Genomic DNA, 14012 nt, shown 5'->3' with positions numbered 1-14012 from the left:
CTACTGGCGAGTAGGGTTCGAGCAACACATGTCGAGGAGGCGGATCGTGCAGAGCATCCGGCGGGTCGCGGTCATCGGGGGCAACCGCATCCCCTTCGCCCGTTCCAACTCCCGCTACGCGGACGCGTCGAACGCGGACCTGCTCGGCGCGGCGCTCGACGGCCTGATCGCCCGCTACGGGCTGGCCGGGCAACGGATCGGCGAGGTGGTGACCGGTGCGGTGCTCAAGCACTCCCGCGACTTCAACCTCACCCGCGAGGTGGTCCTCGGTTCCCGGCTCGACCCACACACCCCTGCGTACGACATCCAGCAGGCCTGCGGCACCGGTCTGGAGGCGACGATCCTGGTCGCCAACAAGATCGCCCTCGGGCAGCTCGACGTGGGCATCGCCGGCGGTGTCGACACCACCTCCGACGCCCCGCTCGCCGTCAACGAGGAGATGCGCCGCACGCTGCTCAAGCTCAACTCGGCCCGCACGCTTGGCGAACGGCTCAAGATCGCGGCGAAGCTGCGCCCACTCCAGCCGTTCAAGCCGGAGGTCCCGCGCAACGCAGAGCCGCGTACCGGCCTGTCCATGGGTGACCACGCCGCCCGCACCGCCCTGCGCTGGCAGATCGACCGGCAATCGCAGGACGAGCTGGCACTGCGCTCACACCAGCGCCTCGCCGCCGCGTACGACAGGGGTTTCTTCGACGACCTGATGACGCCGTACCTGGGGCTCACCCGGGATCAGAACCTGCGCCCGGACAGCAGCCTGGAGAAGCTCGCCTCGCTGAAGCCGGTCTTCGGCACCCGCGGCCCGGACGCCGAGCAGGCCACCATGACCGCCGGCAACTCGTCGCCCCTCACCGACGGCGCGTCCACGGTGCTGCTGGCCAGCGAGGAGTGGGCGGCGGCGCACCACCTGCCCGTGCTGGCCTGGTTCAGCTGGTCGGAGACCGCGGCGGTGGACTTCGTACACGGCGACGAGGGCCTGCTGATGGCGCCCGCGTACGCGGTGCCCCGGATGCTGGCCCGCGCCGGGCTGACGTTGCAGGACTTCGACTACTACGAGATCCACGAGGCGTTCGCGTCGCAGGTGCTGGCCACCCTCGCCGCCTGGGAGTCACCGGAGTTCGGCAAGGACCGGCTCGGCCTGGACGCACCGCTGGGCGCGATCGACACCGACCGGCTCAACGTCAACGGCTCGTCGCTGGCCGCCGGGCATCCGTTCGCGGCCACCGGTGGGCGGATCGTGGCGACACTGGCCAAGCTGCTGGCCGAGCGGGGCAGCGGACGCGGGCTGATCTCCATCTGCGCCGCCGGTGGTCAGGGCGTGACCGCCATCCTGGAACGCTGACTGAACCCTGCACGGCGACGCCCGCCGGACCCGAGGGTCCCGGCGGGCGTCGGTCGTGTGGGTTGGCTTAGCCGAGGGTGAATTTCTCCCAGGTGCTGATGGCGGGGCCGTTGGCGATCAGTGGCTTGCTGCCCGCGCCGTCGGCGCTGACGTACTTGTTGTTGATGCCGGCCTTGAAGCTGACAGTGCCGTCGCTGTTGCGGACGATGGTGAACCGTTCCCAGGTGCTGGCCGTTGGGCCGTTTGCGATCAGCGGCTTGGCGCCCGCGCCGTCGGCGGACACGAAGCGGTTGTTGACGCGGGCGAGGAGGCCGACCTGGCCGTTGCCGAGATCCACCACGTCGAACCGCTCCCAGAGGCTGGCCGCGGGAGCGGAGGCGATCAACGGCTTGGCCCCCGCGCCGTCGGCGCTGACGAAGCGACCGTTGACCCGGGCCTTCAGGGACCGGTTCGCGTCCGGTACGACGACCTGGAGGAACTTCTCCCAGGTGCCGATGGTGGGCCGGCTGGCGCTCATCGCGACGGCGCCGCTGGGGTCGGCGGTCACGTACTGGCTGGTGATGGGGGCCTGGAGGCTGATGGTGCCGTCGCCGTTGCGCACCAGCGTGAACACCTCGTGTACGTCCACGAGGATGCTGTCCGCGGTCAACGTGCCGAGGCCGAACTGGGAGATGGCGACGTAGCGCCCGACCGCCCGGGAGAAGAGGGCGACCTTGCCGTTGCCGGCGTCCGCCATGTCGAACTGCGCAGTGGTGCTCGGCTCGGCCTGGCTCGGTCGAAGCCCGGAACCGGTCTCGTAGCTCACGTAGCGGCGGTTGGACAGGGCGCGCAAACCAACAGTCCCGGTCGGCCGCAGCACGCTGATCTGAGTATGGCGAGTCGTCGACCGACCGTCGGTGCCAGTGACCGTGATGTTGAGCAAGTAGCTGCCCGGGTTGGCGTACTTGTGCGAGGCGATCGGGCTGGACTGGGTAACCGTGCTGTCGTCGCCGAACGAGAACTCGTAGGACGCGATCGGGTTGAAGCCGGGAGTGGAGGCGGACGCGTCCACTGTCACCGAGCGCGCCTGGAGATTCAGTGCGACGTCGAACAACACCACCGGGCTTCGGACGACCTCCACGGCGCCACGGTCGGCGTAGGTGGCCGGGCCGGCACCGGTGTTCGGCACGGTCAGGTCGTCGACGCGCGGCGAGCCGGCGCGGTCGAGGGTCGGGTAACCGGGGGCCGCCGAGTTCGCCGAGTCGATGTTGTCCCGGGTCTGGCCCGTCTCGCGGTCGTGCGCGGCCTGGCGGGACGCCGCCCGGAACGCGGCGAGACCCATCGGGGTGTTCCAGGCGTAGATCACCGGCGAGTCGTTGTAGTAGTGGTGGGCGTTGTTGTAGTCGACGACCGTCTTCCCGACGGCCCCGCCGTACACGCCGATCTCGACCCCGTCGGGGAACGCCGGGTCGCAGTAGCCCTGGTTGAAGCGGCCGTTCGTGATCAGCACGTTGTTCTGCACGGAAACGCCTGACGAAGCTCCGTCGACCCGGATCCCGTCGCGGCAGCGATCCTTGATGGTGTTGTTGGTGATCGCCGTGCCGGTGCCACCGCTGTTGTGCACCCCGTGGCCAACTCCGCCGTTGATGAGGTTGTTGGTCACGACCGTGTTGACCGCGCCCGCCCCGATGGCGACTGCCGCGCCGGTGAAGCCGCCGATCGTACTGTCGAGGATGCTGACTCTCGACCCGTCGACCCGAACGCCGACGCTGCCAGCGGGTGCCTGGTACACGCTGTTGTTCGACAGGTTCACCGATTTGAGGAGCACGTCGCTGCTCGCGGCGTCGATGGTGACCCCGCCGGTCGGGGCCACCCCGCCGGTGCTGATCTGCCTCAGCGTCGACCCGGTGACGCCGGCCAGCCGGACCGCGGGCGCGGTCGCGGAGGTGTCCATCGCGAAGGTGCCGACCTGAACCGTGATCCGCGAGGAGTCGCGCAGGTCGAGGCCGGGCACGCTGGTCGCCCCGATGCTGCGGAAATTCCGGAGTACGACATCGTGCTGGCCGTCGATCACGAAGCCGGCCGTCGTGCCGATCAGGGTCGCCCCGGAACTGGCGAAGAAGGTGACCGGCTGCTCAGGCGTGCCGGACGTGCGGATCGTGACGCGCTCCCGGTAGTTGCCGCCGCCGACGTCCACCGACTGGCTGGCCGTGACCACCGCGGCCGCGGCGCCGATGGTGCAGAACGGCTGCGCCAACGTGCCCGGGAACTGGTCGGAACATTTGGTGGCGGGGTTCTGCCGGACGTAGAGCGTCGTCGGAGCGTCCGCCTGGGCAGGCAGCGTTGTGCCCACCAGAGCGCCGCCGGTCAGTACGACGGTAACGAAACCGGCGAAGAAGGATTTACGCATGCTGGCCTCGGAGATGAGGAGGAACCGGCGACGCCGGGAGTCAGATAAAGCTGATCTTGCATGATCGACAGGCGAGGCGCTGACCCGGGTGACAAAACGGCCACCCGCCTGGTGACCGTCCTGGTCGCAGCGGACCGAAGCGGCCGGCAGGTAGACGTTCACGTCTTGTTCAACGGGTGGCTGACCGCCCGTGAGGTTGCCGGGTAACGGTGAGCGCCGCACCCCCGAACGAGGTGCGTTCGATGCCACCTGCGTCCGGAACGGGGCCGGTAAGTGTTGGTGCTGTCTGTCGTCATTCCGATGTACAACGAGGCCGCGGTCATCCCGGCCCTGATCGCCCGGCTGCGTCCGGCGCTCGACGCGCTCAGCGTCGACTACGAGGTGGTGGCCGTCGACGACGGCAGCCGGGACGACACCGTCACTGTGCTCTTCACCCATGCGCGGAACTGGCCGCAACTGCGCCTGGTCCAGTTGCGCCGCAACAGTGGACACCAGGCGGCATTGACCGCCGGGCTGTACCGCGCCCGCGGGCAGTGGGTGGTCAGCCTGGACGCCGACCTCCAGGACCCGCCGGAGACGGTCGCCGAGATGCTGCGGGTGGCTCGTGATCAGGGCGTCGACGTGGTGTACGGGGTACGAGCCGACCGCAGCTCGGACACCGTGTTCAAACGGCGCACCGCGCAGCTCTACTACCGGTTGATGCGCCGGCTCGTCGGCGCCGAGGTGCCCGCCCAGGCCGGCGACTTCCGGCTGGTCAGCCGGGAAGTCATCGAGACACTGCGTCAGCTCCCCGAACGCACCCCGGTCTACCGGCTGCTGGTGCCCGCGCTCGGCTTCGCCGGTGCCGAGGTGCGCTACACCCGGGACGTTCGGGCGGCGGGCGAGACGAAATATCCACTTCCCCGGATGATCGCGCTCGCCTGGGACAGCATCGCCAACTTCTCCGCGGCGCCGCTGCGTCTCGCCACCTGGCTCGGCGCGGTCAGCTTCCTGGCCTGTCTCGGCCTCATCGGGTTCGGCGTCGTGGCCTACCTGCGTGGTCTGACCATCCCGGGCTGGACGTCGACATTCGTCGCGGTCCTGCTCCTCGGCGGCGTGCAGCTGGTCTGCCTCGGCCTGCTCGGCGAGTACGTCGGGCGGATCTACGCGACAGTGCAGGGTCGACCGACGTACCACGTCGGGGCCGACTCGGCGGACACCGACCTGACCTCCCCGTTTCCCGCCGCACAGGCGGGCAGCGCCCGTGGCTGACTCACTCGGGCTGATGGAACGGCCTGCCCCGGCATCCGCGCCACAACCAGACCGACGGTCCGACCGGGCGCTCGGATCCGCTGTGGTCGCGGCCCTGCCGTGGTTGGTGCTTCTCGCCGCGTTGCCGGCCACCTGGTGGTACACCGACGTGCCCGCCGCCGACGTGCTCCGCTACGTGGCGTACTGGTCGTTGGCCCTGGTGCTACCCGGCACGTTGGTGCACCGGGCCGTACGCGGTGGCCGTGGCAACCTGCCGGAGGACCTGGGCTACGGCGCGGCCACCGGCCTGCTCCTGGAACTCGGTGCCTGGGTCGCCGCCGCGGCCACCGGTCAGCAGCACCTGCTGCGGTGGTGGCCGGTGCCCCTGGTGCTGGCCTTCGTGGTCGTTCCCCGGCTGCGTCGGCACTGGCGGGTCGGGGTTCGCCGGCCGCTCCCGCTCGCCTGGCACTGGTCTGTCGTCGCGGTGCTGCTGCTGGTGTTGCTGTGGGCCGTCGCGCAGTGGCGCCTGGTCCCGCTGCCGCCGGTGAACCACAGCTACTACCAGGATTTGCTCTACCACCTGTCGCTGGTCCAGGAGCTGACCCGGGACCTGCCCTTCCAACTGCCGCAGATGGCCGGTGAGCCCCTGCGCTACCACTACCTGTCCGACGCGCACATGGCTGCCGGCAGCATGATCACCGGCATTCCACCCGCGACGGTCCTGCTACGGCTGTGGTTGGCACCGGTTGCCATCGTCGCCGTGCTGGTCACCGCCGGCCTGGCCCGGGACCTGACCGGCCGCTGGTGGGCGGGCCCGGTGGCGGGTGCGGCGGCTGGCCTTGGTATGCCGGTGGCGGTCAACTCGGCCATCGCGGACGGCGCCTTCGCTCTCTCCTTCTCCAGCCCGTCGCAGACGTACGTCCTACCCCTGCTGGTACTGCTCGCCGGCATCTGCGTCGACGCCGTACGCGGTCGACCGCTGGGTGTGGCCTGGGCGCTGCTGCCGGCACTCGGGCTGGCCTGCGCCGGCTCCAAGTCCAGCGCACTGCCGCCGCTGATCGCTGGCGTCGGCGTGGCCGTCGTCGCCACCTGGTGGCAGCAGCGACGGCGAGTGCCCTGGCCGGCGCTCGCGACCCTGCTCTGCCTCGTCGTGCCGATGGGCGTCGGCTACCTCCTCTTCGCCGGAGGCGGAGCGGGCACCCTGACCCCTCAGGCGTTCGCCTTCCTGCACGCGATGCCGCAGTACCGGGAGACCATCGGCGCGGGCGACGGGGTGCGCGGCGGTGGGCTGCTGCCGTTCGGTCTGGGCAGGGCGGGCGCGTCCGGATGGCTGCTGACATTCGTCCTGCTCGGGTGGTGGCTGCTCGTGCAGTTGCCCCGGCTGATCGGCATGCTGGTCCTCGCCGGGCCGCGCCGTACCGATCCGGCACCCTGGCTGCTGTCGGGCGCGGTGCTCGCCGGCGCGGGCGGCATCTGGACACTGCATCATCCGTCGCTGAGCCAGGTCTACTTCTGGCTGGACGTGCTTCCGTTCGGCGCTGTGCTGACCGTGTGGCTGCTGACTCTCGTCCGGCCGTCCTGGCAGGTGGCGGTGTCCGCCGCAGTGCTCGGCGTGGCGTCGTACCTTCTTGTTCCCAAGATGCCCCGGCCGGCCGCGACCATGACCGGTTGGATGGGCGTCCTCGGCCTGTCGTACCTGCGGCTCGCGATCCTTCTCCTGGTGGCGGCGCTCATCGCGGTCGGCGTCCGTGCTCTGCTGGGTCGCCGGGACGGTGGCGGGCGGCGGCGGCTCGCGGCCGTGGCGTTGGCCGGCGTCACGGCGGCGCTGTTGGGCGCGAGCGTCGCCCGGGGCGTCGACGGCGCTGTCCGGTACGTGCAGGTCGCACCAGGGCTGCCCGCGTCGGTGACGCAGCCGTCCACCGTGACGGCAGCGGAGATGCGGGCCGCACTGTGGTTGGACGAGCACGCCGCGGACGACGACGTGGTGGCCACAAACGTGCACTGCCGACCGGTGCCGACCACAGTGCACTGCGACGCCCGCGCCTACTGGGTGACCGGACTGGGTGGGCACCGGACCGTGGTGGAGAGCTGGGGTTACACAGATGCCGCCCTTGCCGCCAACGGTCGGCGGGGTCTCGGCTACGTACGGCAGGATCCGCCGGATCCGGCCCGCTTCGCGTTGAACGAGCGGGTGTTCCGGGCACCCGTGGCCGCCGACCTGGACCGGCTGCGCGCCGACTACCGGGTCCGTTGGCTGTTCGCCGACACGCGGGCCGGTGCGGTGTCGCCCGCGCTGGCCGGGCTGGCGCAGGTACGCCTCGTCTCCGGCAGCGTCACCGTCTACGAGCTGCGCTGATCGAACCCCGGCACGGCGACGCCCGCCGGACCCGAGGGTCCCGGCGGGCGTCGGTCGTGCGGTTGGGCTCAGCCGAGGGTGAACTTCTCCCAGGTGCTGATGGCTGGGCCGTTGGCGATCAGTGGCTTGGAACCTGCGCCGTCGGCGCTGACGTACTTGTTGTTGATGCCGGCCTTGAAGCTGACAGTGCCGTCGCTGTTGCGGACGATGGTGAACCGTTCCCAGGTGCTGATGGCCGGCCCGTTCGCGATCAACGGCTTGGAGCCTGCGCCATCGGCGGACACGAAGCGGCTGTTCGCGCGGGCGAAGAGGGCGACCTGACCGCTGCCGAGGTCGGCGATGTCGAACCGCTCCCAGGTGCTGGCGCTCGTCTGACTCGCGATCAGCGGCTTCACCCCGGCAGCGTCAGCCATCACGAAACGGCCGTTCACGCTGGCCTTCAGCGACCTGTTCGCATCGGCGACCGGAACCTGGGCGAACTTCTCCCAGGCACTGATGGTGGACCGGCTGGCGCTCATTGAGATGGCGCCGCCGGGGTCGGCGGTGACATACAGGTTGTTGCTCGCCTTGAGGCTGACGGTGCCGTCACTGTTGCGGACGACAGTGAACTTCTCCGGAGTGCCGACCGCCTGGCCCGCGGCGTTCAGGGACTCGTTGGCCAACTGCGTGACATAGCGGCCGTTGGCCCGCGCGACGAGGGCCACCTGGCCGTTGCCGGCGTCCGCCAGGTCGTACTGCGCGGCGGCGGTCAACCCGACCTGGTTCGGCAGGAGAATCGGCGCGGCGGTGGCCACGTAGCGACGGTTGGACAACGCGAGCAGGCCCACGGTCGCCGTCCGCCGCAGCACGCTGACCTTCTCGGTGCTGCTGCCCTGCAGGTCGTCGCTGCCCCGGGCGGTGACGGTGACGTCGTACGTGCCCGGGGTGGCGTACCTGTGCGTGGCGGTCGGGGAGACCTGGGTGACATTGGTGCCGTCGCCGAAGTTGAACACGTACTCCCTGATCGGGACGAAGCCCGGCGTGGAGGAGGAGGCGTCCACTGTGGCAGAGCTCGCGCCCAGGTCCAACGAGACGTCGAATGACGCGGTCGGGGACTTGACGGTCTCGATGATGCCCCGGTCGGCGTACGTGATCGGGCCCGCGCCGGTGTTCGTCACGGCCGGGTCGTCACGGCGCGACTGGTCCTGGCTGTCGCGGTCCGGGAAGCCCGGTGCCGCCGAGTTCGCCGAGTCGATCCGGTCCCTGGCGTTCGCCGTGTCCCGGTCGTGCGCGGCCTGGCCGGACGCGGTGCGGAACTGGGCCAGGCCCATGACGGCCCCGTTCCAGGAGTAGTTCGTCAAGGACGGGGAGGCGCTGGGGTACGTGTTGTTGTAGTCGACCACGGTGCTGGTCAGGGACTGGTCGTAGACGCCGATCTCGACCCCGCCGGTGGCCTGTGGGTCGCAGAAGCTCTGGCCGGACTGACCGTTGCTGTTGAACGTGTTGTTCTGCACGGAGACACCGGAGGATGCTCCGTCGACCCGGACGCCGTCGACGCAGCGGCCCGCGATGGAGTTGTTGGTGATGGCCGTGTTGGCGGCCCCGCGATTGTGGATGCCGTGACCGGCCCCGCCCCTGATGTCGTTGTTGGCCAGCACGGTGCCGGAGGCGCCCGGTCCGACCTCGATGGCGGCGCCGGTGAATCCGCCGACGACGCTGTCGAGGACGCTGTTGCGAGTTCCCTCGACCCGGATGCCCGAGCTGTGGTCGGCGCTGTCGTACTGCGATCCAGTGGCCACTGTCGCGCGTTCCACTGTCACGTCGGTGGACGTGGCGTCCACTGTGATTCCGTTTGTGAGCGCCGTCGCGGTGCCAAAGATGTCCCGCAGACTGGCCACCGTCACTCCGGTGACCCGCACGACGGGGGCCGTTGCGGCGCTGGCCATCGTGTAGAGGCCACCCGCGACCTCGATGTTCGAGGAGTTGCGGATGTCCAGGACGGGCAGGTCGAGCGTCCCATTGACCTTGAAATCCTGGAGGCCGATGTCGTGCTGGCCGTCGATGACCAGGCCCGCGGTCGGCCCGACGAGCCGGACCGCACTGCCGTTGGCGATGAAGCCGATCGGGGCGTCGGGGGTGCCGGAGCGGGTGAAGGTGACACGCTCGGCATAGTCCCCGTCATATACCCGGACGTCCTGACCGGCGGTGACCACTGCAGTGGCGGCGCCGATCGTGCAGAACGGCTCCGTCGCGGAGCCTGGCCCCTGGTCGGAGCAGTTGGCGGCGGCCTTCTTGACATAGAGGGTCGTGGGTTCGGCGGCCTGGGCGGGTGTGCCGGTGGCCAGCAGGGTGCCGCCGGTCACCGCGATCGCGGTGAGGCCGGCGAGGGATCTTCTACGCATGCATGCCCTCTGTCGAGAAGGTGGATTCGGCTTCGCCGGAGATCAGACGGAGCCATGATCCGATACCGGCTGGTAGCGCACCACCCCGGGCGACAAAACGGCCAAGGTGTCCCACCGGCACCCGTCCTGGCCTCCTGGCTGGGCGGGCCGCCGGGTAGGAGAGAATGAGGCACGTGACGACGATCCCCAACGTGCTGGCCAACCGGTACGCCTCGCCCGAACTGGTAGCCCTCTGGTCCCCCGAGGAGAAGGTCCGGATGGAGCGGCGGCTCTGGCTCGCCGTGCTCCGCGCCCAACGCGACCTGGGCGTGCCGGTGCCGGACGGAGTGGTCGAGGCGTACGAGCGGGTGCTCGACCAGGTCGACCTCGCCTCGATCGCCGAACGGGAGCGGGTCACCCGGCACGACGTGAAGGCCCGGATCGAGGAGTTCAGCGCGCTCGCCGGGCACGAGCACGTGCACAAGGGGATGACCTCCCGGGACCTCACCGAGAACGTCGAGCAGCTCCAGGTGCGCGCCTCGCTGGAGCTGATCCGCGACCGGGTGGTGGCCACCCTGGCCCGGCTCGCCTTCCTGGCGTACGAGCACTCCGAGCTGGTCATCACCGGCCGTTCGCACAACGTGGCAGCGCAGGCCACCACGCTGGGCAAGCGCTTCGCGTCGGCGGCGGAGGAGTTGCTGATCGCGTACGAGCGGTTGGAGGAGCTGATCGCGCGCTACCCGCTGCGGGGGATCAAGGGACCGGTCGGCACCGCCGCCGACCAGCTCGACCTCTTCGACGGCGACGCCGACAAGGTGGCCGAGCTGGAGCGGCGGGTCGCCGAGCACCTGGGCTTCTCCCGGGTGCTGGACAGCGTCGGGCAGGTCTACCCGCGCTCGCTCGACTTCGACGTGCTGGCCGCGCTGGCCCAGACCGCCGCCGCGCCGTCGTCGCTGGCCACCACGATCCGGTTGATGGTCGGCCAGGAGTTGGCGACCGAGGGCTTCAAGCCGGGCCAGGTCGGTTCCAGCGCGATGCCGCACAAGATGAACACCCGCTCGTCGGAGCGGGTGAACGGCTTCGCCGTGATCATCCGGGGGTACCTGTCGATGGTCGGCGAGCTGGCCGGTGACCAGTGGAACGAGGGGGACGTGTCCTGCTCGGTGGTCCGCCGGGTGGCACTGCCGGACGCGTTCTTCGCCGCCGACGGGTTGTTCCAGACGTTCCTCACAGTGCTCGACGAGTTCGGCGCGTACCCGGCGGTGATCAACCGGGAGCTGGAGCGCTTCCTGCCGTTCCTGGCCACCACGAAGATCCTGGTCGCGGCGGTCCGTCGGGGCGTCGGTCGGGAGGTCGCCCACGAGGTGATCAAGGAGCATGCGGTGGCGGTGGCCCTGGCGATGCGCGAGAAGGGCGCACCGGAGAACGACCTCTTCGACCGCCTGGCGGAGGACAGCCGACTGGGCCTGTCCCGCGCCGACATCGACACCCTGGTCGCCGACCGCAACGCCTTCGTAGGCGCTGCCCAAGCCCAGGTGGCAGCGGTAACCCGCCGCATCACCAAGGTGGTCGAAACCCACCCAAACGCGGCCACCTACAGCCCACCCCCCATCCTCTAGCCCTCACCCCCACCCCCCACCTGCGCGTTGATCATGAAGTTATTGTCTCGACACGCCGTCGCGCAGGGCAATAACTTCATGATCAACCGGGTGGGTCACTCGCCCGTTGGGGTTTCGGCGGCGGTTCTCAGGTTGGGGGCGCTGGCCGGTTCGGCGATGCCGCCGGGCGACTCCGTGATGCCTGCGACCTCCGCGGTCTCCGCGGCGACCGCCGGCTGGTCGGCCGGCATGACCTTGGGAGCGTTGGGTACGGCGACCACGGCCGTCCCGTACGCGCAGATCTCCATCCACATCTCGCCGCAGTCCCGGCTGTCGAACCGCATGCCGATCACCGCGTTCGCGCCGAGCCGCAGGGCTTCCTCGCCGAGGCGGGCCACCGAGTCGGTGCGCCACCGGGTCAGGTTGTCCGGGGCCATCGGGTCGTACGCGCCACCCCGCAGGTTCTTGACACCCTCGCGGTACGGGTTGCGCGTCCTGGCCATCGATGACACCACCTCACCGAGAATCTGGCGGATCTCGTAGCCGGGCAGTTGCTCTGTCGTCACGACCAGCACGTTTCCGATGCTGTCAGGAGTGGCGCGACCCGATCGTGCGCATTGTTCACCTGATCGGATGCTGCAAAACGACGCGGCGCGGACGGCCGGCACTTGGCCGACCATCCGCGCCGAGCCGGGCGCTAACCGTCAGACACCGGCCACCGAGGTGATCCAGGCCCGGTTGTACGCAACGCTGCCGTAGTTCTGGATGGTCGACCCGTCGGCGGTGGAGGCGACGCCGACCTGCTGACCGTTGTAGAACTGCGGGCCGCCGGAGTCACCGCGCCAGGCGTTGCCGTTGATCCGGGTGGTGCGGATCGCCTGGCCGCCGTACGCGTCGGTGGCGCTGTTGCTGGTCACCCGGACGGTGGCGGTCTTCAGTACGGTGGACGCCGAGCAGCCGCTGTAGCAGGTCATGCCCCAGCCGTAGATCGAGTTCGTCGAGTTGATCGGCGGGTTGCTGCTGGCCAGGCTCACCGCGGAGGTGCTGACGGTGCTGGAGAGCCGCATGAGCGCGAGGTCGTTGCGGGTGTAGGTGGCGCTGACCGTGCGGGTGACCCCGCCGGAGGTGCGGTTCACGCTTCCGACGCGCACCGACATGGTGCCGTTGATGCAGTGCCGGGCGGTGAGCACCCACTGTGCGGCGATGACGCTGCCGGAGCAGGTGAACGAGCCGTTGCTGAGCACCGCGGCGGCCCAGGGGGCGGACGAGACGGTGCCGCCACCGATGATGGGTTGCGGGCCGGCCGGGGCGGCGGACGCGGCGGACGTGACGCCGAGGGCGCCGACCAGCGCGGTGCTGAGTACGGCGAGCAGGGGGCGGATGCGCATCGGGTGGACTCCTTGGACGGGGCGGACCCGGGGTCGCCGGGTGCGGCTGGGGCGGCAGCGGGGGATTCCCGCGAGCGCTTGAATCGACTTACGTCGATGTACAGTAGGGCTCGCCGCGATCGTTATCAAGGATTTGATCGAGGTTTGCCAATGTAACGATTCGGCCACCCGCTGCGCCGTGTATGTCCTGCTGAGGCCACCTGTAGCGCCTGACGGGTCACACTGAGCGCCGGTAATGTCGATCACTGCCTGAACTGCACCCGGCCCGTGCGTCCGCGGCGATATCTGCCAGGTACGCTGGCTGCGCTCGCCCGTTGTGGGTCGGCACCCAACTGCGTACACAGTCAGGAGTGCCCAGTGCCTCGCGTCGTCGTCGACGTCATGCTCAAGCCCGAGATCCTCGATCCGCAGGGCCAGGCCGTCGCAAACGCGCTACCCCGGCTCGGCGTCGGTGACGTCGCCTCGGTTCGGATCGGCAGGCGGATCGAGATCGAGTTCGCCGGTGAACCGGACCTGGACCGCGCTCGGGAGATTGCCGACAAACTGCTCGCCAACCCGGTCATCGAGGACTTCACCGTCCGACTGGTCGAGGCCGACGAGACCGCGGACGCCCGCTCGTGACCGCCCGGGTCGGTGTGGTCACCTTCCCCGGCTCCCTCGACGACGGGGACGCGGCCCGAGCCGTCCGGATCGCCGGCGCTGAGCCGGTCCGGCTCTGGCACGGTGACCCTGAGCTGCACGGCGTCGACGCGGTCGTCCTGCCCGGCGGGTTCTCCTACGGTGACTACCTGCGGTGCGGTGCCATCGCCCGGTTCGCCCCGGTGATGGAGACGATCGTGGACGCCGCCCAGGCTGGCCTGCCGGTGCTCGGCATCTGCAACGGCTTCCAGATCCTGTGCGAGGCGCACCTGCTGCCCGGCGCGCTCACCCGCAACCAGCACCTGCACTTCCGCAACCGGGACCAGGTCCTGCGCATCGAGTCGGTCGGGACGGCGTGGACCAACGCGTTCCAGCCCGGCCAGGAGGTGCTCATCCCGGTCAAGAACGGTGAGGGCTGCTACGTCGCGGACACCGCGACGCTGGACCAGCTCGAAGCCGAGGGTCGGGTGGTCGCCCGCTACGTCGGCGGCAACCCCAACGGGTCCCAGCGCGACATTGCCGCGATCACCAACGCCGCCGGCAACGTGGTCGGCATCATGCCGCACCCCGAGCACGCGGTGGAGGCGCTCACCGGCCCTTCGCTGGACGGCCTCGGCTTCTTCACGTCGGTCCTCAAGCACCTGGTCGGGGCACCGGCATGATCATCGGTCAGCTCAACCGCCGGTCTGGCGGGCACGAGCGCAGCGAGGAGA

At 69.9% G+C, this 14012-nt stretch carries 10 protein-coding genes; 6 read left to right on the top strand and 4 right to left on the bottom strand.

The window, feature by feature from the left end:
- Window positions 1-46: 46 nt before the first annotated feature.
- A complete protein-coding gene (locus tag KBX71_RS14235; protein ID WP_210818354.1) occupies window positions 47-1339 on the top strand; it encodes an acetyl-CoA C-acetyltransferase in 1293 nt (430 codons plus the stop codon).
- Window positions 1340-1406: 67 nt separating this feature from the next.
- On the opposite strand, the gene KBX71_RS14230 is transcribed toward KBX71_RS14235, so the two are convergent.
- Entirely contained in the window at window positions 1407-3890 is a 2484-nt protein-coding gene (locus tag KBX71_RS14230) for a PKD domain-containing protein (protein ID WP_210818353.1), read from the bottom strand.
- A gap of 111 nt (window positions 3891-4001) precedes the next feature.
- On the opposite strand from KBX71_RS14230, the gene KBX71_RS14225 reads away from it, so the two are divergent.
- Both KBX71_RS14225 and KBX71_RS14220 read left to right on the top strand, forming a co-directional pair.
- Window positions 4002-4979, top strand: coding sequence for a glycosyltransferase family 2 protein (locus KBX71_RS14225; protein WP_307847069.1), 978 nt, complete (start codon window positions 4002-4004; stop codon window positions 4977-4979).
- Entirely contained in the window at window positions 4972-7314 is a 2343-nt protein-coding gene (locus KBX71_RS14220; RefSeq protein ID WP_210818351.1) for a hypothetical protein, read from the top strand. The genes KBX71_RS14225 and KBX71_RS14220 overlap by 8 nt, the downstream gene beginning before the upstream one ends.
- 68 nt (window positions 7315-7382) lie before the next feature.
- Here KBX71_RS14220 and KBX71_RS14215 read toward each other — a convergent pair whose 3' ends face one another.
- Window positions 7383-9695 (bottom strand): PKD domain-containing protein, encoded by a 2313-nt coding sequence (locus KBX71_RS14215; RefSeq protein ID WP_210818350.1) that lies wholly within the window; start codon window positions 9693-9695, stop codon window positions 7383-7385.
- A 173-nt stretch (window positions 9696-9868) separates the two neighbouring features.
- Here KBX71_RS14215 and purB point away from each other — a divergent pair, with 173 nt between their 5' ends.
- Window positions 9869-11293 carry an adenylosuccinate lyase gene (purB, locus tag KBX71_RS14210; RefSeq protein ID WP_210818349.1) on the top strand — a complete coding sequence of 475 codons (1425 nt, stop codon included), beginning with the start codon at window positions 9869-9871 and terminating at the stop codon, window positions 11291-11293.
- Window positions 11294-11388: 95 nt separating this feature from the next.
- Here purB and KBX71_RS14205 read toward each other — a convergent pair whose 3' ends face one another.
- Window positions 11389-11952 carry a YbjQ family protein gene (locus KBX71_RS14205; RefSeq protein WP_210818348.1) on the bottom strand — a complete coding sequence of 188 codons (564 nt, stop codon included), beginning with the start codon at window positions 11950-11952 and terminating at the stop codon, window positions 11389-11391.
- 24 nt (window positions 11953-11976) lie between these two features.
- Window positions 11977-12660, bottom strand: coding sequence for a trypsin-like serine protease (locus KBX71_RS14200; protein WP_210818347.1), 684 nt, complete (start codon window positions 12658-12660; stop codon window positions 11977-11979).
- A 357-nt stretch (window positions 12661-13017) separates the two neighbouring features.
- Here KBX71_RS14200 and purS point away from each other — a divergent pair, with 357 nt between their 5' ends.
- Window positions 13018-13281 (top strand): phosphoribosylformylglycinamidine synthase subunit PurS, encoded by a 264-nt coding sequence (purS, locus tag KBX71_RS14195; protein WP_210818346.1) that lies wholly within the window; start codon window positions 13018-13020, stop codon window positions 13279-13281.
- Entirely contained in the window at window positions 13278-13961 is a 684-nt protein-coding gene (purQ, locus tag KBX71_RS14190; RefSeq protein ID WP_210818345.1) for a phosphoribosylformylglycinamidine synthase subunit PurQ, read from the top strand. The genes purS and purQ overlap by 4 nt, the downstream gene beginning before the upstream one ends.
- Window positions 13962-14012: the final 51 nt, after the last annotated feature.

The organism is Micromonospora sp. D93 (assembly GCF_018070365.1).
Classification (GTDB): domain Bacteria; phylum Actinomycetota; class Actinomycetes; order Mycobacteriales; family Micromonosporaceae; genus Micromonospora; species Micromonospora ureilytica.
This window is presented reverse-complemented; position numbering and strand designations above follow the sequence as displayed.